Below are 20,260 nucleotides of genomic sequence, written 5' to 3'. Positions count from 1 at the left end.
CGGTACCCCAGGAACTTCCCGACCCGCACCAGCGCCGACGCGAAATCGATCGCCCCGAACACGATCATCCGCGGCGGCGGCACGCTCGACTCCACCAGGACGGTGATCGGGCGGCCGCAGAGCCGTCCGTCCGCGCCCATCTCCAGGGTTCCGGTCCGGCCCGCGTCCAGCATCGCGCGGGCCTCCTCGGCCACCGTGCGGTCCAGCTCGGGGTGTCCGCCCAGGCTGCCTTCGTGCGGGCCCTCGGTACGGACCAGGATCGCGCGGCCCATCAGCTCGGCCGGGCCGTCGGCGATCCGGGCGACCGCGGCCGCCTCGCCCTGCGCCGCGGCGGCCAGCGCCGCCTCGAACACGGCGCGGGCGGGAGAGTCCACGGGCAGCGGGGTGACCAGGATGTCGATGATTCCGCCGCAGGTCAGACCCACGGCGAAGGCATCGTCATCGCTGTACCCGAAGCGCTCCCGGACGGTCTCGCCGTCCTCCAGCGCCTGCCGGCACAGCTCGTACACCGCGCCCTCCACGCACCCACCGGAGACCGAACCGATCGCGGTGCCCTCGCCATCGACGGCGAGGGCCGCACCGGGCTGCCGGGGCGCACTCCCGCCGACCGCCACGACGGTGGCGACGGCGAAGTCACGCCCCTGCTCGACCCACCGGTTGAGTTCTTCGGCGATGTCCAGCATTGCGGCCTCCTCGGAGGTTCGGTGTCCGGTGACGGGATGGCGTGGAGGGTTTCAGGAGTCGGGCATCGGGCTTCGACGGCTCAGTTGACGCCGAGCCAGCCCTCGATCGGGTGCAGCGCGTAGAAGACCACGAAGATCACCGTGAGCGCCCACATGAAGCCACCGATCTCGCGGGCCTTGCCCTGCGCCACCTTGATGGCGACGTACGAGATGACACCCGCGGCGACACCGGCGGTGATCGAGTACGTGAAGGGCATGAGCACGACGGTCAGGAAGACCGGGATCGCGGTGGCCGTGTCGGACCAGTCCACGTGGCGGGCGTTCTGCATCATCATCGCGCCGATGACGACCAGGGCGGCCGAGGCGACCTCACCCGGGACGATCTGCGTGATCGGGGTGAAGAAGAGGCAGGCCGCGAAGAGCAGACCCGAGATGACGGAGGCGAAGCCCGTACGGGCACCCTCGCCGACACCGGTCGCGGACTCGACGAACACGGTCTGGCCGGAGCCGCCCGCGATGCCGCCGATGGCGCCGCCGGCACCGTCGATGAAGAGCGCCTTCGACAGGCCCGGCATGCGGCCCTTGTCATCGGCCAGCTTGGCCTCGGTGCCGACGCCGATGATGGTGGCCATCGCGTCGAAGAAGCCGGCCAGCACCAGGGTGAAGACGATCATGCCGACCGTCATCACGCCGACGTCGCCCCAGCCGCCGAACTCGACCTTGCCGAAGAGCGAGAAGTCCGGCATGGAGACCGCGGAACCGCTCAGCTCCGGGGCGCCACTGCGCCAGGCCTTGGGGTCGATGTCCGCCACGGCGTTGAGGATGACGGCGACGACGGTTCCGGAGACGATGCCGATCAGGATCGCGCCGGGCACCTTGCGTGCCTGCAGCATGAAGATGGTGAGCAGGGTGACGGCGAAGATCAGGACGGGCCAGCCGGCGAGTTCGCCGGTCGCGCCCAGGCTCACGGGGGGACCGAATTCGGAGCCGTGGCCCACGAAGCCGGCCTTCACGAGGCCGATCAGGGCGACGAACATGCCGATGCCCATGGTGATGGCGTGCTTGAGCGCGAGGGGGATCGCGTTCATGATCATCTCTCGCAGGCCGGTGACGACCAGGAGCATGATCACCACGCCGTACATCACACACATGCCCATGGCCTGCGGCCAGGTCATGTGCGGGACGACCTGCGAGGAAAGAACACCGGACACGGAGAGTCCGGCGGCGAGGGCCAGGGGCACCTTGCCGATGAAGCCCATCAGCAGCGTGGTCAGGGCGGCGGCGAAGGCCGTGGCCGTGATCAGTGCCTTCTGGCTCAGGGTGTCGCCTGCGACGTCCTTACCCGAGAGGATGAGGGGGTTCAGCAGGAGGATGTACGCCATCGCCATGAAGGTGGTGACGCCGCCGCGCACTTCTCGCGAGACGGTGGATCCTCGGTGCGTTATGTGAAAGTACCGGTCGAGCCAAGAACGCCCGGCGGGGGTGAGAGAGCCGTCGCCGGCCTCTTCCGCGGTGGTCTTGGGCTCCACAGACGACTGGGTCATGGTGCCTAACTCCCAAGGTTCAAAGGGGCACCCGCATGAAGATTGGAGACGCGGGATTTGGGATGGTGCGTTTGGCTGCACGACCCGGGGGACGGCCCGAGACGAAGCAAATGAGCTGCTTTTACCGCTGCTACTTCGTAACCACTGGTACTGCTGGTGCTACGGGTACTGCTGGTGCTGCGGTTAGTGGCGTTACTGCTGGTACTGCTGGTACTGCCGTTGAAGCGAACCGCGAGCGGTGCGGGCACTTCGTACTCCGGGCGGTGCGACTGGCAAGTGTGACGTTCCCGTGTCACACCGCCCGGAGAGCTTCGGGTCCCGGGGGGACCGGAGATCCCTAGAGGGTTCCGGTCAGCAGTTCGGGACGGATCGGGGTCTTGTTGATCTCCAGACCGGTCGCCGCCCGGATCGCCGCGATGACGGCCGGGGTGGACGAGAGGGTCGGGGCCTCTCCCATACCGCGCAGGCCGTAGGGGGCCTTCGGGTCGGCCAGCTCGAGCACGTCGACCGGGATGGTCGGGGTGTCGAGGATGGTCGGGATCAGGTAGTCCGTGAAGGAGGGGTTGCGCACCTTCGCGGTCTTCGGGTCGACGATGATCTCTTCCATGATCGCGACGCCCAGGCCCTGGGTGGTGCCACCCTGGATCTGGCCGACCACGGAGAGCATGTTCAGCGCCTTGCCGACGTCCTGGGCGGTCGCCAGCTCGACGACCTTGACCAGGCCCAGCTCGGTGTCCACCTCCACCACCGCGCGGTGCGCGGCGAAGGTGTACTGGACGTGTCCGTTGCCCTGGCCGGTGACCAGGTCGAAGGGGACGGTCGGGTGGTGGCGGTACTCGAGCTCGAGGTCGATGGCCTCGTCCTCGAGGATCTCGGCGATGTCCCCGAGGACCTCGCCGCCGTCGGTGACGACCTTGCCGCCTTCGAGCAGCAGCTCGGCGGTGGCCCACGCGGGGTGGTAGGAGCCGTTCTTGCGGCGGCCGATCTCCAGGAGCGCCTCGCGGACGGCCTCACAGGTGTTCTTCACCGCGCCACCGGTCATGTACGTCTGCCGCGAGGCGGACGTGGAACCGGCGGAGCCGACCTGCGTGTCGGCCGGGTGGATCGTCACCTGCGTGACGCCCAGCTCGGTACGGGCGATCTGCGCGTGGACGGTGATGCCGCCCTGGCCGACCTCCGCCATGGCCGTGTGGACCATCGCGACGGCCTCGCCGTTGATGACCTCGAGCCGCACGCGGGCGGTCGAGTAGTCGTCGAAGCCCTCGGAGAAGCCGACGTTCTTGATGCCGACCGCATAGCCGACGCCGCGGACGACGCCCTCGCCATGGGTGGTGTTGGAGAGGCCACCGGGCAGCGCGCGGACGTCCGCGCCCTCGCCGGCGGTCTCCCACTGGCGCTCGGGCGGCAGCGGGCGGGCCTTGACCCGGCGCAGCAGCTCGGCGACGGGCGCCGGGGCGTCCACGACCTGGCCGGTCGGCATGACCGTGCCCATCTCCATGGCGTTCAGCTGGCGGAATTCGACCGGGTCCATGCCCAGCTTCGCCGCGAGCTTGTCCATCTGGGCCTCGTAGGCGAAGCAGGCCTGGACGGCGCCGAAGCCGCGCATCGCGCCACAGGGCGGGTTGTTCGTGTAGAGCGCGATCGCCTCGATGTCGACGTCCTCCAGGACGTACGGACCCACCGAGAGGGAGGAGGCGTTGCCCACGACCGCCGGGGAAGCGGACGCGTAGGCGCCGCCGTCCAGGACGATTCTGCACTTCATGTGCGTGAGCTTGCCGTCCTTGGTCGCGCCGTGCTCGTAGTAGAGCTTAGCCGGGTGGCGGTGCACGTGGCCGAAGAAGGACTCGAACCGGTTGTAGACGATCTTGACCGGCTTGTTCGTGGCAAGGGCCAGCAGGCAGGCGTGGATCTGCATCGAGATGTCCTCGCGGCCGCCGAAGGCACCGCCGACGCCCGAGAGCGTCATGCGGACCTTCTCCGGCGGCAGCCCCAGGACCGGGGCGATCTGCCCGAGGTCCGAGTGCAGCCACTGGGTGGCGACGTACAGCTCGACACCGCCGTCCTCGGACGGCACGGCCAGGCCGGACTCCGGGCCGAGGAAGGCCTGGTCCTGCATGCCGAAGGTGTACTCGCCCTCGACGATGACGTCGGCGCGCTTGCGGGCCTCTTCCACGTTGCCGCGGATGATCGGCTGGCGGTGCACGATGTTCGGGTGCGGGACGTGACCGATGTGGTGGTCGTCGCGGCCCTCGTGGATCAGCGGCGCGCCGGGGGCGAGGGCGGACGCCTCGTCCGTGACGAGCGGCAGCTCCTTGTAGTCGATCTTGATCTTGGCGGCCGCGCGGCGGGCGGTCTCCGGGTGGTCGGCGGCCACGAGGGCGACCGGCTCACCGTGGTGACGTACCCGGCCGTTGGCGAGGACCGGCGTGTCCTGGATCTCCAGGCCGTAGTTCTTCATCTCGGCGGGCAGGTCGTCGTACGTCAGGACCGAGTAGACGCCCGGCATCGCCAGGGCCTCGGAGATGTCGATGGAGACGATCTCGGCGTGGGCCACGGTGCTGCGCAGGGTCTGGCCCCACAGCATGTCCTCGTGCCACATGTCCGAGGAGTACGCGAACTCGCCGGTCACCTTGAGGGTGCCGTCGGGGCGGAGCGTGGACTCGCCGATGCCGCCCTTGGTGTGCTTCTGGCTGACGTTCGTCGGAGCGCCTGCGGGCACGGTGCGGGTGTTCTGAGCCATGGTCAGACCGCCTCTCCCTGACGGGCGGCCGCGAGGCGGACCGCGTCGAGGATCTTCTCGTAACCCGTGCAGCGGCAGAGGTTGCCGGACAGGGCCTCACGGATGTCCTGGTCGGACGGGGAGGAGTTCTCCTCCAGCAGCGCGTCGGCCTGGACCAGGAGGCCCGGGGTGCAGAAACCGCACTGGACGGCGCCGGCGTCGATGAACGCCTGCTGGATGGTGGAGAGCTCGACGCCCTCGCCGGTCTGCGAGTCGTTGCCCTTCGCGGACCACTGCTTGGCCGCGTCCAGGGAGACGCCGCCCTTGCTTCCGCAGCCGCCGCCGGTGCCGCAGGCACCGCCGTGGCCGTGCTCCTCGCGCTGCTTGGCGAACTCCGCCAGGCCCTCGACGGTCACGACGTCGCGGCCCTCGACCTGACCGGCCGCGACCAGACAGGAACAGACCGGCACGCCGTCGAGACGGACGGTGCAGGAACCGCACTCGCCCTGCTCACACGCGTTCTTCGAACCCGGCAGGCCCATGCGCTCGCGCAGGACGTAGAGGAGGGACTCGCCCTCCCAGACGTCGTCGGCTTCCTGCGGCCGGCCGTTGACAGTGAAATTGACGCGCATGATTACGCAGCCCCTTCAAGCGAGCGGCCGTTTCCGGTACCGCGGTACTGCTCCCAGGTCCAGACGAGCTGGCGGCGAGCCATGATGCCGACCGCGTGACGGCGGTACTTCGCCGTGCCGCGGACGTCGTCGATCGGGTTGGCCGCGCCGGAGGCGAGGTCACCGAACTGCTTGGCGATCGACGGGGTGATGACCTTGCCGGACTCCCAGAAACCGCCCTCTTCGAGCGCGGCGTTCAGGAACTCCTCGGCGGCCTTGGCGCGGATCGGGGTCGGCGCGGCCGATCCGATGCCGGTGCGGACCGTGCGGGTCTCCGGGTGCAGTGCCAGACCGAACGCGCACACCGCGATGACCATCGCGTTGCGGGAGCCGACCTTGGAGTACTGCTGGGGGCCGTCCGCCTTGTCGATGTGGACGGTCTTGATCAGCTCGTCGGCGGCCAGCGCGTTGCGCTTCACACCGGTGTAGAACTCGTCGATCGGGATGAGGCGGGAACCGCGTACGGACTCCACCTCGACCTGCGCGCCCGCCGCGAGCAGCGCGGGGTGCGAGTCACCGGCCGGCGAGGCGCAGCCGAGGTTGCCGCCGACGCCGCCGCGGTTACGGATCTGCGGGGACGCGACCGTGTGCGAGGCGAGGGCGAGACCGGGGAGCTCCGTGCGGAGGTTCTCCATGATCTGCGTGTACGGGACGGAAGCGCCGAGCCGGACCACATCCTCGCCGACCTCCCACTCCCGCAGGAGACCGATGCGGTTCAGGTCCAGAAGGTACTCCGGCCGACGGTGGTCGAAGTTGATCTCGACCATCACATCGGTGCCACCCGCAATCGGCACAGCTGAGGGGTACTCGGCCTTAGCGGCGAGTGCCTCCTCCCAGCTGGCGGGGCGAAGGAAGTCCATGTGCGGCTCTCTTCTTCTTCATCGTGTCGATCACTTCAAGCCAGTGGGCCCGGAGACCTCGCTGGTCGTTCACGTGCTGTTAACGCGGTGTGGAGTCAGTACACAAGCCGCGCGTCCCCCGGGTGCAGTCACCGAAACCATGAAGGAGTTGGCTGACGGCCTCCCTCGTCTTGTAGATTCGTATGAAAGGCAGGATGCACTGACCTGCCCGATTTCCAACGGCAACATCGAGACAGATCGGCGGCGACATCATGCGGCTGCGCGCACTGCTGGAAACCGAGGCGCTGGGGCTGCGGCTGCTGGGCGGCCAGGAAGAGCTCGACCGGACGGTCCGGGGCGTCATGACCACGGACCTGAGGGATCCCAGCCGATACCTCTCCGGAGGTGAACTCGTCCTGACCGGCCTGGCCTGGAGACGAAATTCGGACGACTCCGAGCCGTTCGTACGAATCCTCGCGGGCGCGGGAGTGGCCGGGCTCGCGGCGGGCGAGGCCGAGCTGGGAGACATCCCCGACGATCTGGTATCAGCCTGTCGGCGCAATCGTCTGCCGTTGTTCGCCGTGAACGAAGACATTGCATTCGCCACGATCACCGAGTACGTCGTACGGCAGGTGTCCGGCGAGCGCGCGGGGGACCTCGCGGCCGTCGTGGACCGCCATCGCCGGCTGATGACCTCGGGTCCCGCCGGGGGTGGGCCCGATGTGGTGCTCGATCTGCTCACCACTGACCTCGATCTGCGCGCCTGGGTGCTGTCCCCCACCGGCAGGCAGATCGCCGGAGCGGGCGAGCCGCTGGCGCCCGGCATCTGCGCGGCGCTGGCCGGCGAACACCTGGCTGCGGTCCGGACCGGCCGAAGGGGCCCGCACCGGATCTCCATCCAGGGTATTACCTACTCGCTCTTCCCGATCAGGGGACACGGCCGCGGCCCCGGCCCCGCCGCGCGCGACGTCCGCGAGAGCGTGCTCTCGGACTGGCTGCTGGCCGTCGAGGCGGACGCGAGCGACTGGCCCGCCGAGCGCCTGGACCTGCTCCAGGGCGTCACCCAGCTGATCGCGGTCGAGCGGGAGCGGCGCGACGCCGCCCGTACGGTCCGGCGGCGCCTCGCCCAGGAGGTGCTGGAGCTCGTCCAGACGGGTGCCCCGCCGGCCGAGATCGCGGCCCGGCTGCGGGTCGCGGCTCCGGTGCTGCTGCCCGGGCTGGGCGCCGCCCCGCACTGGCAGGTCGTGGTGGCCCGGGTGGACTGGGACGGCGGGGACATCCCCGGCGGCCCGGTGGCCCAGTCGCTGCTGGAGGAGATCCTGGTCGACCCGTCCGTCTCGGGCCCGGAGCCCTCGGACCGGATCGCCGTCGCCCATGCGGGTGACGAGGCGATCGCGCTCGTACCGCTGCCCGCCCTGTCGGCGGACTCCGGGGAGACCGCGCCCGACAAGGGCCCCGACACCGCCCTGCACGCCGACGCGCTCCTGACGGCCGTACGGGAGCCCCTGGCGGCCGGTCTGGCCGACGACGGGCGGCTCACCCTGGGCGTCAGCGCGGCGGTGCACTCCGCCGAGGGGCTGCGCGGGGCGCTGGAGGAGGCCCGGCACGCCCGCCGGGTCGCGGCCGCCCGGCCGGGCCGGGTCTGCGCGGCGGGCCACCACGAGCTGGCCTCGCACGTGCTGCTGCTGCCGTTCGTCCCGGACGACGTGCGCCGCGCCTTCACCGCGCGGCTGCTCGACCCGCTGCGGGACTACGACCGGCGCCACCGGGCGGAGCTGATCCCGACCCTGGAGGCCTTCCTCGACTGCGACGGGTCCTGGACCCGCTGCGCGACGCGGCTGCACCTGCACGTCAACACGCTGCGGTACCGCGTCGGGCGAATCGAGCAGTTGACGGCGCGCGATCTTTCGCGGCTGGAGGACAAGCTGGACTTCTTCCTGGCGCTGCGGATGAGCTGATCAGCGGCCCGGGCGGGGGGTCCGCGGGGCCGCCGGGGGCGGCTGACGAGGTGTCCGGACTTTGTGAAAAGGTTCACCCGACCCCTTGGCCGATCATGCGGATCCGTGCTCTCATTTCGCCCCAGGGCGCGGGCGGCGCGCTGCTTGGTTGCTTTGGGGAGGGCAATGTGGCGGACACCGCCATGTCGGGTGCCGGTATGACCGGGGGAGACGATCCCCTCCAGCGGGCGATATGGCGGCTTCGCTCGCGGGGTTGCTGGACGGATGCGGCGGCCCTGCTGGATCCGCACGCGGGCAGTGCCCCGGCGGCCGTGCAGCGCACCGCGCTGCTGGTCGAGCGGTGCCTGTTCACCGGGCAGGGCTGGGCCGAGGCGGAGGACGCGCTGCGGACCGCCGAGGCGGTGGCCCAGGACGACGACGAGCGGGGCGCGGCCGCCTGCGAGCGCGGCCAACTGGCCTACGCGGCCACCGTGCTGGGGGTCCGGGACCGGGCCGACGAGGCGCGCTCGGCCCTCGGGCGGGCCGCGGCGCTGCTGGCGCCGGGGTCGCCGACGCGGCCGCTGCTGGACTTCCGGCGGGGGCTGGTGGCGGAGCACCTCGCCGACTCCCCGCAGGCGGCCAAGCCCGCGTACCGGCGGGCGCACGCGGGGGCCACGGCGCACGGTGACACCCTGCTGCTGTCGTTCACCTGGCGTCACCTGGCCGGGCTCGCGCTGCGGGACGGGGAGCTGGCGGAGGCACGGCACGGGTTCGCGGAGTCCCTGCGGATCCGGGAGGAGCTGGGGTTCCTGGTGGGTACGGCGCCGGCGCTGGCCGCGCTCGCGGAGGCCGAGCCGGAGCCGGAGGCCGCCCGGCTGCGCGCCGAGGCCCTGCGCCTCTTCCGCCTCCTGGGCGGCATCCCCACCTGGCTGGCCGCCCACCTGAGCCCGGCCGCCTGACGGCGCGGCTGGGCCGGCTGTTCCGCCGGAGGCCACACCCGGCGGCACCCGACGCACGGGGCTCCGCCAAAACCAGCCCGCCCGGCGTTTGAGGGCCCGCCGGAGGCCACACCAGGGGGCTCCGCCCCACCTGGGCTCCGCCCAGACCCGCGCCTCAAACGCCGGCGAGGCTGGGGGTGGGCTCCGCCAAAACCAGCCCGCCCGGCGCTCGAGGGCCCGCCGGAGGCCACACCAGGGGGCTCCGCCCCACCTGGGCTCCGCCCAGACCCGCGCCTCAAACGCCGGCGAGGCTGGGGGTGGGCTCCGCCAAAACCAGCCCGCCCGGCGCTTGAGGGCCCGCCGGAGGCCACACCCAGCGGCACCCGACGAACGGGGCTCGGCCACAACCAGCCCGCCCGGCGATTGAGGGCAGTGGCAGTCAGTGCGGGGGCCAGGCGAAGTGGGCCTGGATCAGGGTGTGGGCCGCGGCGGGGTCCGGAGCGGCCAGGGCTTCCAGGAGGGCCACGTGCTGCGCCGCGTCGGTGCGGGCCAGCGAGGGCCGGGTGCGGGCGCCCCACTGCAGCCGGCGGTGCACCTCGTCCGCGACCCGGATCAGCTGCCCGTTGCCCGCCAGCCCCAGCACCGCCCGGTGAAAGGCCCGGTCCGCCTCCGCGTACCCCGGCAGATCACCCGCCTCCGCCGCCACGACCCCCGCCTCGGCCAGCGGCCGCAGCCCGGCCCACGCCTCGGGGGCGGCCGTGCGGACCAGGTCCAGCATCACCGGGACCTCGAGCAGCGCCCGTACCTCCGCCAGCTCGGCCAGCTCCCCCGGGCTCAGGGTGACCACCCGGAAGCCCCGGTTCGGGAGGCACTCCACGGCCCCCTCCAGCGCCAGCTGCTGCATCGCCTCGCGCACCGGAGTGGCCGACACCCCGAAGCGCTCCCCCAGCGCCGGCCCGGAATAGATCTCCCCGGGGACGAGGGCGCCGTCGACCAGCGCGGCGCGCAGCGCGTCGAGGACCTGCCCCCGGACGGAATGGCGCAGCACCGGCGGCCGCGCCACGGCCGCCCCCTGGGTACGCGCCCCCTCCGTACGCGCCTGCTCCGGCACCCCGGCGGCGGCACGGGCCGTGTCCTGCATGCGGTCCTCCTCCGGTCGGGTCCCTGTCCGCGAATCCTCCCGAGAATAGGTGACGGAGCGCGGTCGCCGACGATACGGATCGCACGAGATCAGATAAGGTAAGGCTTACCTGTCTTCCTCTTGTCGAGATCGCGCGATTCGGTGGTCCCCCATGCTCCCGCCCCCGCCCCCGCCCCCGCCCCCGCCCCCGCCCCCGCTCACGACCGCCTACGCCCGCCTGACCGAGGCCTACCCCGCCCTGCGGGTCACCCGGCGCACCCCCCACGAGCCCTCCCCCCGGGGCACGGGCTGGGTCGGCGCGGACGAACTGGCCGTCGGCGGTCCCGCCCTGGACACCTTCCTCGCGTGGGACGAGGCCCAGGTCCTGCGGGACCACGGCCACCGGGCCCGCCCCGACGTGATCGCCGGCTTCGGCCTGCACCGGTACGCGTGGCCCGCCTGCCTGCTGATCACCGTGCCGTGGCTGCTGGAGCGCCGCGTGCCCCGACTGCCCGCGGACCAGGTGGCCTTCCACCGCACCGAGGGCCGGATGAGCGTGCGCGTCCAGGAGTTCGCGTGCCTGCCCGGCGACCCGGCCGCGGCACTCCCCGACGCCCGGGTCGTGCCCGACGAGGAGGCGCTGCGCGCCGAGGTGAGGGCGGCGGTGGCCGAGCACCTCACGCCCGTACTGGAGGGCTTCGGCCCCCGGATGCGCCGCGGCCGCCGCGCACTGTGGGCCATGGTGACCGACGACGTCGTCGAAAGCCTCTGGTACGTCGGGCAGCTGCTCGGCGAGGAGCAGGAACGCCGCACGATGGCCGAGCTGGACCTGCTGCTGCCGGGCGCGATCGCCCCGTACACCGCGGGCAGCGGCTTCCGTACGCTCACCGGTCCGGCGGGCGAGCGGCTGCCCACGCGGGACCGGGCCGGCTGCTGCCTCTTCTACACGATCCGCCCCGACGACACCTGCGTCACCTGCCCCCGGACCGGCGACGCGGACCGCGTGACCCGGCTGACGGCGGCCGCCGCGGCGTGAAGCCGTCGGTGAAGCCACCCGTTCGGGTGGGGTTATTCGAACCCAATCAGCCTCGTACGAGCGGGAGTTCGACCTACAACACCCTATCCGGCGCCCCCCGCCCCCCGTTGGCGTCCTCTTGCCCCGAAACCCGGGTGCGGCCCTCGCGCGATCCGCCACTATGGCGCCCGGAAAGCGCATACGCGAGGCAAGGGACACCGCATGAGACTGACCGACATATCGCTGGACTGGCTGCTGCCCGGCAGCCTGCTGATCCTGGGCGTACTTGCGGCAGTGGCGGTGCTGGCCAAGAGCAAGCGCGAGGGCGAGAAGGCCCAGTCCGAGGACAGCTGGGAACGCAGCGAGGACCGCCGCCGCCGCAAGGAGGCCGTCTACGGCACCGCCTCGTACGTCCTGCTCTTCTGCTGCGCAGCCGTCGCGGCGGCGCTCTCCTTCCACGGCCTGGTCGGCTTCGGGCGGCAGAACCTCAACCTCTCCGGAGGCTGGGAGTACCTGGTCCCCTTCGGCCTCGACGGCGCCGCCATGTTCTGCTCGGTGCTCGCCGTCCGCGAGGCCAGCCACGGCGACGCGGCCCTCGGGTCGCGGATACTGGTGTGGCTCTTCGCGGGCGCCGCGGCCTGGTTCAACTGGGTGCACGCGCCACGGGGGTTCGGGCACGACGGCGCCCCGCAGTTCTTCTCCGGGATGTCCCTGTCCGCGGCGGTCCTCTTCGACCGCGCCCTGAAGCAGACCCGCCGGGCGGCGCTGCGCGAACAGGGCCTGGTGCCGCGGCCGCTGCCACAGATCCGGATCGTGCGCTGGCTGCGGGCTCCGCGGGAGACCTTCGGCGCCTGGTCGCTGATGCTGCTGGAGGGCGTACGCACCCTCGACGAGGCCGTCGACGAAGTCCGCGAGGACAAGCGGGAGAAGGCACAGGACCGTCACCGCAGGCGGGACCAGAACCGGCTGGACCGGGCCCGCATCAAGGCGCTGGGACGGCAGAGCCGGGCCTTCGGCCGTTCGCGGGGCCGCCGGATGGAGCAGGCCGTCCTGGAGGAGCGGGAGATCGCCCCCACCCCCGATACGGCGACGGGCTCGCCCCTGGCCCTCGGCGCGGAACCGGCCCTGTCCGAAGCGGGGCAGCTGCCGCTGCGGCGCAGGCCCTCGCTCACGGCCGTCAACGGACCGGATCCGGTCGAGACGGCGCCCCGGACGGTGGACCTCACCGCCGAGGACGACACCCAGACCATCCCCCGGCTCGATTCCCTCGAGCGCAAACTGAAGGACTTGGAGCAGCAGTTCGGCTGACCGGCCACCGGGGCGGCGAGGGCCGGTACCACCGGGGCGGCGAGGGCCGGCCGGGGCGCGCGGCGCTCAGGCCGGTTCCGCCGCCCAGACCGCGTCGGCCCCGTCATCGAGCTCGAACCACACCACCTTGCCCCGGGAACCGCCCAGGGAGTCCACCCCCCAGCTGTCGGCGAGGGCCTGCACCAGCACCAGTCCCCGCCCGTGCGTACCGTCGTCGGCGGTCGGTACGTACGTTCTGGGATGGCGGGCGGCGTAGTCCCGCACTTCCACCCGGACCCGGGTGGCGGTGAGGCTGGCGGACACCTCGGCCCCCTGGTCGGTGTGGACGAGGGCGTTGGTCACGAGTTCGGTGATGAGCAGTTCCGCCACATCGGCCGTGTCGGCCCGGCAGCGGTGCCGGAGTAACTCCCTCAGACTGCGGCGTACTTCGCCCACCGCTTTCAGGTCCGCCCGGCGCACGCGGCGGCTGACCGACAGGCCGTCGACCGCGCTCGCGTCGCCCACGGACGACGGTTCCCGCGGCACAGGCCGCCCTCTTCTCGACAGTTTCCCGATGTTCGCCCCCACCCGCACGGCGATGCCCTCCGTATCCACAATCCCGAATTCCGCGGTGCTCTCGAACAGTCCTACGGAAGGGCTTCTTCCCTCCGTGAGAATCCGCACTCCTTCGGGCTCAAGGTCGCGGCACGTTGCGCAGGTTGGATCGAGCCATCTGGATCAAGGCGCCCACGCCGCCACCCGGACCCGCCGGGCACGATCTTGTTGGCCGAAAGTGCGAATCCGGTGAGCATTCCGGCACCGGTCCTCGGCGGGTCCGACAAGGCGTCGAGGTCGCTCACCACGCCCGTCAGGGCGGGCCCCTCGTGCCGGAACGCGCCCTTCAGAGCCCCGGTGAGCTGTTCGGGCCCCTGCGTCCGGACCCCGTACGCCCCCGCCGCGCGGGCGTTCGCCGCGGCGTCCGGGTCGCGGCGAACGCCGCCGTACGACAGCAGGCCGGAAACCGACATCTCCCATGCGGCCCTGCTCAAGGATGAGTTGTCGAACAGCACCACTTTGACGGGCGGCGCGTACTGCACCAGGGGGAGGAAAACTCCCACCAGCATCGAGAACCCGCCGTCAGCCGACAGTGGCACCTCTTGACGCCGCCGGTCGGTGCGGCGCGCCCCGATGGCCCGCGCGCTTTCCGTTCGGGGAAAGATAGCGCGCGGCCCTCACCTTGCACATGCCTGTATCCGCGGTGAACATCGCTCCCTCGTACGCCGGTTCCAAGCGGCCGGGGCGGGCAGCGGATTGCCGCTGTGCCCGAGCCACGCCCTTTGGCCCCGCTCGTCGACCGTCAGACCGAACTCCGTGACGGGCGGGCGGCCTCGCTCCTGATACCACGTGTACGCGGACGTGACGTCAGCCCACAGATCACGCGGCCCCCACGCGCGGACGGCATCGGGCTCCCACCAGCCGCCGTATCGGACGCTCGTCACTGACGTGCCCGTCAGGTCGACGAACTGAACCTCCCTCTCCTCCCCTTCTCCGCGATGCGAGCACGTCACGTCCGGGACGTGGAGCCCCACGGCGAAGTCCTGCTCCCATCCGCCCTCCAGCACCTCCGCCGGACGGATGGGCGAGGCCCTGCGGCGCGACCCTCCGTCGACGTGGAGCGTGTTGGTCGGCCGATGCTCCCGGATCCACATGTAGGATGAGCTGCCCACGAAATGGCCCGTCGCCCGACGACCGCGCGCCGTCAGCCGAAGCAGGCCCGCGTTGCTGTACGCGGTGCCGAACGGCGTGAGGATCACGCCGCCTTCCCTCGTCTGCTCAACCCACCTCTGGGGAACTCTCCGGACGGAGGCAGTGTTGATCACTCGGTCGAAGGGCGCCCGTTCCGGAACCCCTTCGAGTCCGTCACCGCACACGAGGTGCGGCGCGTAGCCCGCGGCCTCGAGGTTCTCGGCGCCCCACGCGGCAAGCCCCTCATCCACTTCGACGGCCGTGACCCGCTCGGCGCCGACCCGCTCGCACAACAGGGTGGTGTGATAGCCGAAGGCATACCCGATCTCCAGCACTCTGTCCGCGCTGCCCAACTCCAGGTGGTGCAGCTTGCGCAGCACGATGTCCAGGGCGGACACGGAGGACGTGAAGTCCCCGGCCGCCGCGCCGGTCGGCGCGGTCTCCCCGTCGTCGAGCTGCGTGACGATGGACCGGTGAGGGTCCCATACCGCATTGCTCCAGGCACCTGGATCCGCGTCACGGTCGAGGAACCGCCAGAGACCTTGCTGGTCCCTCTCCGGCAGCCACGCGGTCGGAGGCACGAACGCCTCCCGGTTCACGGCGTCGAACGCTGCGGACATCCACGGCTCACGGAGTAACGCCATGGTCTCGAGTGCCGTGCGGCACGCGGCCCGGTTGAGCGCGGTCACTGCGCTTTGGGGCGGTCGCCGTCAGGGCTCGGCGGAGTAGGAGGCGGTGTCCACGGCTTGTCCTGCGGCGGTCCGCCGTGCTTCCCGTCGTCAATCATGCTGATTCCCCTCTTGTACGTAGGAGTTGTCACGCTTTCCGCCCATGATGCGGGGCGGAACTCTTCGCTCGTGCGTGTTCGCTTGTTCAGGAGCGGTCAGGGATGCCGGCCGACCTCACCGACGGCATCCCTGCCGCCCCTCCGCGCGACGGCCGGCCGGTCAACCGACCGACGGCGGGTCCTTGAGTTCCCCAGCGGTCCCTTCGAGAGCCGCCACCAGGGCGTGCGCGAGTCTCCCCGCGCGGTCCAGAATGAGGACTTCCTCGCGTCGCCGTACGCGTGCTGCCACGGCGCGTTCGAGCTCGTTCAGGAAGTCTTCGGTGTAGCGGTATCCGCCGACGCCGGGCACGTCTACTTCCCCGCGTGCGGGTGACGCTTGATCTCGACTGCCGCATCAACCGCTGCTGACGGGTCGAAGGCGGGAAGGCGCGGATTGGTCAGCACCCGCCACTGCTTCATCAGTGCGGCGCACACGTCGCAGTCGGCCGCGGGCTTCGGCAGCCGCCGGGGAAAGAGCGACTCGATCTCACTCACTACTGACGCACTGGGCCGTCTGGGGTCCGAGCTGAGGGCCCTTCGGGAACGGTCCGGCCTGAGGGGCGAGGACGTCGTCCGGCGTGTGAACGAACTGCTCAGGGAGCGGGCGGAGACGGCCGTGGGGCGGCCGCCCCACGACCTGGACCAGCCACGGCTGTCGCGCATCGAGAGCGGCCGACTCGGCGTCAGGCCCGACGTACTGACCGGCCTTCTCGACCTCTACGCGGTCACCGACGCCGCGAAGCGTGACGTACTCCAGGCCCTCGCCCACCACGGTGCTCGCCGTGGATGGTGGCAGACGTACCGCGACATCATCTCGCCGGCTTACGCGGAGCTGATCAGCCTGGAGGCGGACGCGAAAAGCCTCCGTTCCTATCAAACGCTCCTGATCCCAGGGCTCCTGCAGACAGCCGCGTACGCACGCGCGTCGATCACGGCCATCAACATGTCGTCGACACCCGATCAGGTGAACGCCCTCGTGGAGGTACGGCAGCAGCGGCAGGCGGTCCTGTCCCGTCCGGAGCCGCTACAGGTGTGGGCGATCATCCACGAGGCGGCGCTACGGCCGGTCACGGGAGCACCGGGCGTGATGCGGGACCAGTGCCAGCGGCTGCTCGATCTCATGGACCTTCCGCACGTCTCGATACAGATCCTGCCGCTCAGCGCAGCACCACACCCGGGGATGGGCGGGCCCTTCACCGTGCTCGGGTTTCCCGAGAGCGCAGACCTGGACGTGGTCCTCGTGGAGCACCTGGCGAGCGCTCTGTATGTTGAGGATGCCGCCGATGTGTCGGTGTACGGGAGTGCATTCGAGCACTTGAGAGCGCACGCGCTCCCGTTCGACAAGTCGGCCGACCTCACCGCAAGAATCAAGCAGGAGCACAAATGACCACTTTGGTGAACTCATCTGCCCTCGGCCTCGCTTGGACGAAGTCCAGCTACAGCGACGGCGGGAACAACTGCGTCGAGGTGGCAGCGGGCCAGGTCCCCGGCGCCGTCCCCGTCCGCGACTCGAAGGTCGCGGGCGGCCCCGCGCTCCTCGTCGACGACGCCCAGTGGACTCGGTTCGTCGACGCCATCAAGGGCGGGCAGCTCTAGCCCACTTCAAGGAGGGGCGGTCCGGAGGCCCCCAGGGCTTCCGGACCGCCCCCTCCCGCTCAAGGTCGCGGCACGTTGCGCAGGTTGGATCGAGCCATCTGGATCATGCGGCCGACGCCGCCGTCGAGCACGATCTTGCTGGCCGAAAGTGCGAAACCGGTGACCATTTCGGCACTGATCCTCGGCGGGATCGACAGGGCGTTGGGGTCGGTCACCACGTCCACCAAAGCCGGTCCCTTGTGCCGGAACGCGTCCTTCAGAGCCGCCGTGAGCTGCTTGGGCTTCTCCACCCGCACCCCGTACGCCCCCGCCGCGCGGGCGATCGCCGCGAAGTCCGGGTTGTGGTTCGTGGTTCCGTACGACGGCAGGCCGGAAACCAACATCTCCAACTCGACCATGCCCAGGGATGAGTTGTTGAAGAGAACCACTTTGACGGGGAGGTCGTACTGCACCAGGGTGAGGAAATCTCCCATCAGCATCGAGAAACCGCCGTCGCCCGACATGGACACCACTTGACGACGCCGGTCGATGAACTGCGCCCCGATGGCCTGCGGGAGGGCGTTGGCCATGGAACCGTGGCTGAAGGAGCCGATGATGCGCCGCCTGCCGTTCGGGGAAAGATAGCGCGCGGCCCACACATTGCACATGCCTGTATCCACGGTGAACACCGCATCGTCATCGGCGAGTTCATCCAGCACGGCGGCCACGTACTCGGGATGGATCGGCGTGTGCTTCTCCACCTTGCGCGTGTACGCCTTGACCACGCCTTCCAGCGCGTCCGCGTGCTTCTTCAGCATCCGGTCCAGGAACCGGCGGTCGCTCTTGACCCGGACCCGGCTGTTCAGGCAGCGCAGCGTCTCGCGTACGTCGCCCCAGACCGCGAGGTCGAGCTTGGAGCGGCGGCCCAGGTGTTCGGGGCGCACGTCGACCTGGACGATCTTGACGTCGTCGGGCAGGAAGGCGTTGTAGGGGAAGTCGGTGCCCAGCAGGATCAGCAGGTCGCACTCATGGGTGGCCTCGTATGCCGCGCCATAGCCGAGCAGCCCGCTCATGCCGACGTCGTAGGGATTGTCGTACTGAATCCACTCCTTGCCGCGCAGGGCGTGCCCGACCGGCGACTTGATCCGGCCTGCGAACTCCATCACCTCGGCGTGCGCCCCGGCCGTGCCGCTGCCGCAGAACAGGGTGACCTTGCCGGCCTCGTCGATCATCCGCACCAGCTGGTCGATCTCGCCGTCGCCGGGCCGCACCGTCGGCCGGGCGGTCACCAGCGCGTGCTCGATGGAGCGTTCGGGCGCGGGCAGCGAGGCGATGTCCCCGGGCAGGGTGACCACGCTGACCCCGCCGCGGCCGATGGCGTGCTGGATGGCGCTCTGCAGCAGCCGCGGCATCTGCTTCGGGTTGGAGATCATCTCGCTGTAGTGACTGCACTCGCGGAAGAGCTGGTCGGGGTGGGTCTCCTGGAAGTAGCCGAGGCCGATCTCGCTGGAGGGGATGTGTGAGGCGAGGGCGAGCACGGGGGCCATCGAGCGGTGGGCGTCGTACAGCCCGTTGATCAGGTGGAGGTTGCCGGGGCCGCAGGAGCCCGCGCAGGCGGCCAGCCGCCCGGTGAGCTGGGCCTCGGCGCCCGCCGCGAAGGCGGCCGTCTCCTCGTGGCGGACCTGGATCCACTCGATGTCGCCGGTCCGGCGGATGGCGTCCACGACCGGATTGAGGCTGTCCCCGACCACTCCGTACATCCGGCGCACTCCCGCGCGCACGAGGATGTCGACGAACTGCTCCGCCACGTTCTGCTTGGCCATGGAAGGGGCGCCCTTTCCGGTCCGGCGATGCGGTGTGCGCCTCCCATCCACGCACGGCCGGACCGGTTACGCCTCCCGGAGCCCGGCCGCGGACCCGTTACGCCTCCCAGACCGCGGCGGCCGTCCGGTCGTCCGCGTACCCCTTGAGGCGGAGCTGGGTGTCCGCCAGGAACGCGGCGAGGCCCGGCGGGTCCCCCTCGGCCCAGCGGGCGGCCAGCTCGGTGGGCAGGGACGCCTCCTCGCGCATCGGTTCCGCGAGGCCGCTGGAGCAGAGCAGCAGGGTGTCCCCCGGCCGGGCCACCGTGGCGCGGAAGCGGAATCCGGCCGGGACGCTCTCCCCCGGCGCGGGCGCCGGCGCGGGCACCCGCGCGGCGGCGGGCGACGCCCCGTCCGCCCTCCCAGCGGGCTCCAGGTCCTCCCACTGCCCGGCCCGCAGCCGGAACAGCCCGCCGGTCCCCGCGCCGAAGCACACCCGGGTCCGGCACTCCGGGTCCACCGGCAGGAGCAGCGCGCGCAGCCCGGCCGTATACCCCTCCTCGGGCAGCCCCAGCTCGGCGGCGCGGGCCCGCAGCCGCCCGTACCCCCGGTCGGTGAGGCGTTGCAGGCCCGAGCGCAGGGCGTCGCGCCTGCCGGCCCGGATGTCCTCGCCGAGGCGCCCCTGGCTGCGCCCGACGGCGGCGGCGACCCAGCGGCACACCTCGGCGGCCGCGTCCTGGGCGCCGGGCGCGCCCCTGCCCCCGCCCGCGAGGGCGATCAGCACCAGGGCGTCGTCGCCGGTCCCGAAGCGCGCGGTGAGCAGCACGTCGCGCCGGTTCTCGCCGCGGAAGCGGGCGGAGTCCCCGCGCACGGATGCGGCCCGCAGGGTGTAGGTCCCGTACCGGGCCCCCTCCAGGACGGTGTCGGGCACCAGGGCGTCGAGGGCGGCCGGGTCCGCCACGGGCAGCGGGCCCGGCTCGGCGGCGTACGTCGGGGCCCGGTCCCCCAGATGGCGTACCTCGGGGCGCGGCGCGGGCCGTGCGGCGGCCGGTACCGCGGGCCGTGCGGCGGGTCGGCGCGGATCGGCGGGCTCCCGTTCGGCCCGGCGCGGCTCCGGCACCACGGGCAGCGCGGGCACCACGGGCACCGGGGGCACGGGCGGGGGCAGGGGCGGCAGCGGAGGCGGCGCCGGCGGCACCGCCACGTCTCCGAGCGCGTACCCGGTCGGCGCCGCGGTCTCCTCCACCGGCGACTCCACCGGCGACTCCACCGGCGCTTCCACCGGCGCTTCCGCCGGCGCAGCCAGGGGCCCGTCCGGCGGGGCCCGGTCCGGCTTCCGCACCAGCACCGACGCCGAGCTGAACCGGCTGTCCAGCGTGTCGGCGGGATCGGCGGGGGCCGCGGGGCCGGCGGCCCCCGGCTCCGGCCCGGCCGGGTCCTCGTACAGCTTCTGCCACCAGTTGTCCGCGTCCCCCTGCTGACTCATGCCCCTAGTGTCGGCCGCCGGGGGCGGCGGAAAACGCCGAACGCGCGGAAAAGGGCCCGCCGGGCTACTGCCCGG

General features: G+C 71.6%; 18 protein-coding genes and 1 pseudogene. 6 read left to right on the top strand and 13 right to left on the bottom strand.

Annotation, left to right across the window (positions count from 1 at the left end; translation table 11 throughout):
- The 5 genes from ABT084_RS32980 to ABT084_RS32960 form a co-directional block, all read right to left on the bottom strand.
- A partial coding sequence (locus ABT084_RS32980) for an XdhC family protein (protein WP_351051953.1) occupies positions 1 to 683 on the bottom strand: 683 nt, incomplete at its 3' end.
- A gap of 80 nt (positions 684 to 763) precedes the next feature.
- Positions 764 to 2,227 carry an NCS2 family permease gene (locus tag ABT084_RS32975; protein ID WP_351051950.1) on the bottom strand — a complete coding sequence of 488 codons (1,464 nt, stop codon included), beginning with the start codon at positions 2,225 to 2,227 and terminating at the stop codon, positions 764 to 766.
- Between the two features lie 337 nt (positions 2,228 to 2,564).
- The gene (gene pucD / locus ABT084_RS32970) at positions 2,565 to 4,967 is read right to left on the bottom strand and encodes a xanthine dehydrogenase subunit D (RefSeq protein WP_351051948.1); all 2,403 of its coding nucleotides are present in this window, start codon (positions 4,965 to 4,967) and stop codon (positions 2,565 to 2,567) included.
- A 2-nt stretch (positions 4,968 to 4,969) separates the two neighbouring features.
- A complete protein-coding gene (locus ABT084_RS32965) occupies positions 4,970 to 5,578 on the bottom strand; it encodes a (2Fe-2S)-binding protein (protein WP_351051946.1) in 609 nt (202 codons plus the stop codon).
- Between the two features lie 2 nt (positions 5,579 to 5,580).
- Positions 5,581 to 6,477 carry an FAD binding domain-containing protein gene (locus ABT084_RS32960; protein WP_330333335.1) on the bottom strand — a complete coding sequence of 299 codons (897 nt, stop codon included), beginning with the start codon at positions 6,475 to 6,477 and terminating at the stop codon, positions 5,581 to 5,583.
- Between the two features lie 251 nt (positions 6,478 to 6,728).
- On the opposite strand from ABT084_RS32960, the gene ABT084_RS32955 reads away from it, so the two are divergent.
- The gene (locus ABT084_RS32955) at positions 6,729 to 8,414 is read left to right on the top strand and encodes a PucR family transcriptional regulator (RefSeq protein WP_351051942.1); all 1,686 of its coding nucleotides are present in this window, start codon (positions 6,729 to 6,731) and stop codon (positions 8,412 to 8,414) included.
- A gap of 197 nt (positions 8,415 to 8,611) precedes the next feature.
- On the top strand, positions 8,612 to 9,352 hold the full coding sequence (locus tag ABT084_RS32950) for a hypothetical protein (protein WP_351051940.1): 741 nt from the start codon (positions 8,612 to 8,614) through the stop codon (positions 9,350 to 9,352).
- Positions 9,353 to 9,770: 418 nt separating this feature from the next.
- Here the strand turns inward: ABT084_RS32950 and ABT084_RS32945 are convergent, their stop codons facing one another.
- Positions 9,771 to 10,472, bottom strand: a complete 702-nt coding sequence (locus ABT084_RS32945) for a GntR family transcriptional regulator (protein ID WP_351051937.1) — start codon at positions 10,470 to 10,472, stop codon at positions 9,771 to 9,773.
- Positions 10,473 to 10,623: 151 nt separating this feature from the next.
- Here ABT084_RS32945 and ABT084_RS32940 point away from each other — a divergent pair, with 151 nt between their 5' ends.
- The gene (locus ABT084_RS32940; protein ID WP_351051935.1) at positions 10,624 to 11,487 is read left to right on the top strand and encodes a (2Fe-2S)-binding protein; all 864 of its coding nucleotides are present in this window, start codon (positions 10,624 to 10,626) and stop codon (positions 11,485 to 11,487) included.
- 201 nt (positions 11,488 to 11,688) lie between these two features.
- On the top strand, positions 11,689 to 12,774 hold the full coding sequence (locus ABT084_RS32935) for a DUF2637 domain-containing protein (protein WP_351051933.1): 1,086 nt from the start codon (positions 11,689 to 11,691) through the stop codon (positions 12,772 to 12,774).
- A gap of 66 nt (positions 12,775 to 12,840) precedes the next feature.
- Here ABT084_RS32935 and ABT084_RS32930 read toward each other — a convergent pair whose 3' ends face one another.
- The 5 genes and pseudogenes from ABT084_RS32930 to ABT084_RS32910 all read right to left on the bottom strand — a co-directional run bounded on the left by ABT084_RS32930 (position 12,841) and on the right by ABT084_RS32910 (position 15,820).
- Positions 12,841 to 13,278, bottom strand: coding sequence for an ATP-binding protein (locus ABT084_RS32930; RefSeq protein WP_351051930.1), 438 nt, complete (start codon positions 13,276 to 13,278; stop codon positions 12,841 to 12,843).
- Positions 13,279 to 13,447: 169 nt separating this feature from the next.
- Positions 13,448 to 14,040 (bottom strand): annotated as a pseudogene (locus tag ABT084_RS32925) (thiamine pyrophosphate-dependent enzyme); the annotation flags it as partial.
- Positions 13,986 to 15,119 (bottom strand): protein-L-isoaspartate O-methyltransferase family protein, encoded by a 1,134-nt coding sequence (locus tag ABT084_RS32920; RefSeq protein WP_351051964.1) that lies wholly within the window; start codon positions 15,117 to 15,119, stop codon positions 13,986 to 13,988. The gene ABT084_RS32920 and the pseudogene ABT084_RS32925, both read right to left, overlap by 55 nt.
- A gap of 327 nt (positions 15,120 to 15,446) precedes the next feature.
- Positions 15,447 to 15,635, bottom strand: a complete 189-nt coding sequence (locus ABT084_RS32915; protein ID WP_351051927.1) for a hypothetical protein — start codon at positions 15,633 to 15,635, stop codon at positions 15,447 to 15,449.
- A 2-nt stretch (positions 15,636 to 15,637) separates the two neighbouring features.
- On the bottom strand, positions 15,638 to 15,820 hold the full coding sequence (locus ABT084_RS32910; RefSeq protein ID WP_351051925.1) for a hypothetical protein: 183 nt from the start codon (positions 15,818 to 15,820) through the stop codon (positions 15,638 to 15,640).
- Here ABT084_RS32910 and ABT084_RS32905 point away from each other — a divergent pair.
- The gene (locus ABT084_RS32905) at positions 15,810 to 16,712 is read left to right on the top strand and encodes a helix-turn-helix domain-containing protein (RefSeq protein ID WP_502969246.1); all 903 of its coding nucleotides are present in this window, start codon (positions 15,810 to 15,812) and stop codon (positions 16,710 to 16,712) included. The two genes, ABT084_RS32910 and ABT084_RS32905, sit on opposite strands and share 11 nt — an antisense overlap.
- Complete coding sequence (locus ABT084_RS32900) at positions 16,709 to 16,921, top strand: DUF397 domain-containing protein (RefSeq protein WP_351051922.1); 213 nt, start codon at positions 16,709 to 16,711, stop codon at positions 16,919 to 16,921. The genes ABT084_RS32905 and ABT084_RS32900 overlap by 4 nt, the downstream gene beginning before the upstream one ends.
- 59 nt (positions 16,922 to 16,980) lie before the next feature.
- Here ABT084_RS32900 and ABT084_RS32895 read toward each other — a convergent pair whose 3' ends face one another.
- Both ABT084_RS32895 and ABT084_RS32890 read right to left on the bottom strand, forming a co-directional pair.
- Positions 16,981 to 18,723: a pyruvate dehydrogenase gene (locus ABT084_RS32895; protein ID WP_351051919.1), complete on the bottom strand. Its 1,743-nt coding sequence runs from the start codon at positions 18,721 to 18,723 to the stop codon at positions 16,981 to 16,983.
- Between the two features lie 97 nt (positions 18,724 to 18,820).
- A complete protein-coding gene (locus ABT084_RS32890) occupies positions 18,821 to 20,185 on the bottom strand; it encodes a protein phosphatase 2C domain-containing protein (RefSeq protein WP_351051917.1) in 1,365 nt (454 codons plus the stop codon).
- Between the last annotated feature and the right edge of the window lie 75 nt (positions 20,186 to 20,260).

Origin of the sequence: Streptomyces sp. NPDC002138, assembly GCF_040296485.1 — a bacterium.
Classification (GTDB): Bacteria; Actinomycetota; Actinomycetes; order Streptomycetales; family Streptomycetaceae; genus Streptomyces.
Note: the sequence above shows the minus strand (reverse complement) of the source record. Positions and strands in the feature narration are given on the sequence as shown.

Bases quoted from the DNA above. Each gene is read 5' to 3' on its own strand.
- ABT084_RS32975 (WP_351051950.1), bottom strand. From the start codon at position 2,227: ATGACCCAGTCGTCTGTGGAGCCCAAGACCACCGCGGAAGAGGCCGGC.
- ABT084_RS32935 (WP_351051933.1), top strand. From the start codon at position 11,689: ATGAGACTGACCGACATATCGCTGGACTGGCTGCTGCCCGGCAGCCTG.
- ABT084_RS32945 (WP_351051937.1), bottom strand. From the start codon at position 10,472: ATGCAGGACACGGCCCGTGCCGCCGCCGGGGTGCCGGAGCAGGCGCGT.
- ABT084_RS32965 (WP_351051946.1), bottom strand. From the start codon at position 5,578: ATGCGCGTCAATTTCACTGTCAACGGCCGGCCGCAGGAAGCCGACGAC.
- ABT084_RS32950 (WP_351051940.1), top strand. From the start codon at position 8,612: ATGACCGGGGGAGACGATCCCCTCCAGCGGGCGATATGGCGGCTTCGC.
- ABT084_RS32940 (WP_351051935.1), top strand. From the start codon at position 10,624: ATGCTCCCGCCCCCGCCCCCGCCCCCGCCCCCGCCCCCGCCCCCGCTC.
- ABT084_RS32955 (WP_351051942.1), top strand. From the start codon at position 6,729: ATGCGGCTGCGCGCACTGCTGGAAACCGAGGCGCTGGGGCTGCGGCTG.
- ABT084_RS32920 (WP_351051964.1), bottom strand. From the start codon at position 15,119: ATGTCCGCAGCGTTCGACGCCGTGAACCGGGAGGCGTTCGTGCCTCCG.
- ABT084_RS32895 (WP_351051919.1), bottom strand. From the start codon at position 18,723: ATGGCCAAGCAGAACGTGGCGGAGCAGTTCGTCGACATCCTCGTGCGC.
- ABT084_RS32900 (WP_351051922.1), top strand. From the start codon at position 16,709: ATGACCACTTTGGTGAACTCATCTGCCCTCGGCCTCGCTTGGACGAAG.
- ABT084_RS32890 (WP_351051917.1), bottom strand. From the start codon at position 20,185: ATGAGTCAGCAGGGGGACGCGGACAACTGGTGGCAGAAGCTGTACGAG.
- pucD (WP_351051948.1), bottom strand. From the start codon at position 4,967: ATGGCTCAGAACACCCGCACCGTGCCCGCAGGCGCTCCGACGAACGTC.
- ABT084_RS32960 (WP_330333335.1), bottom strand. From the start codon at position 6,477: ATGGACTTCCTTCGCCCCGCCAGCTGGGAGGAGGCACTCGCCGCTAAG.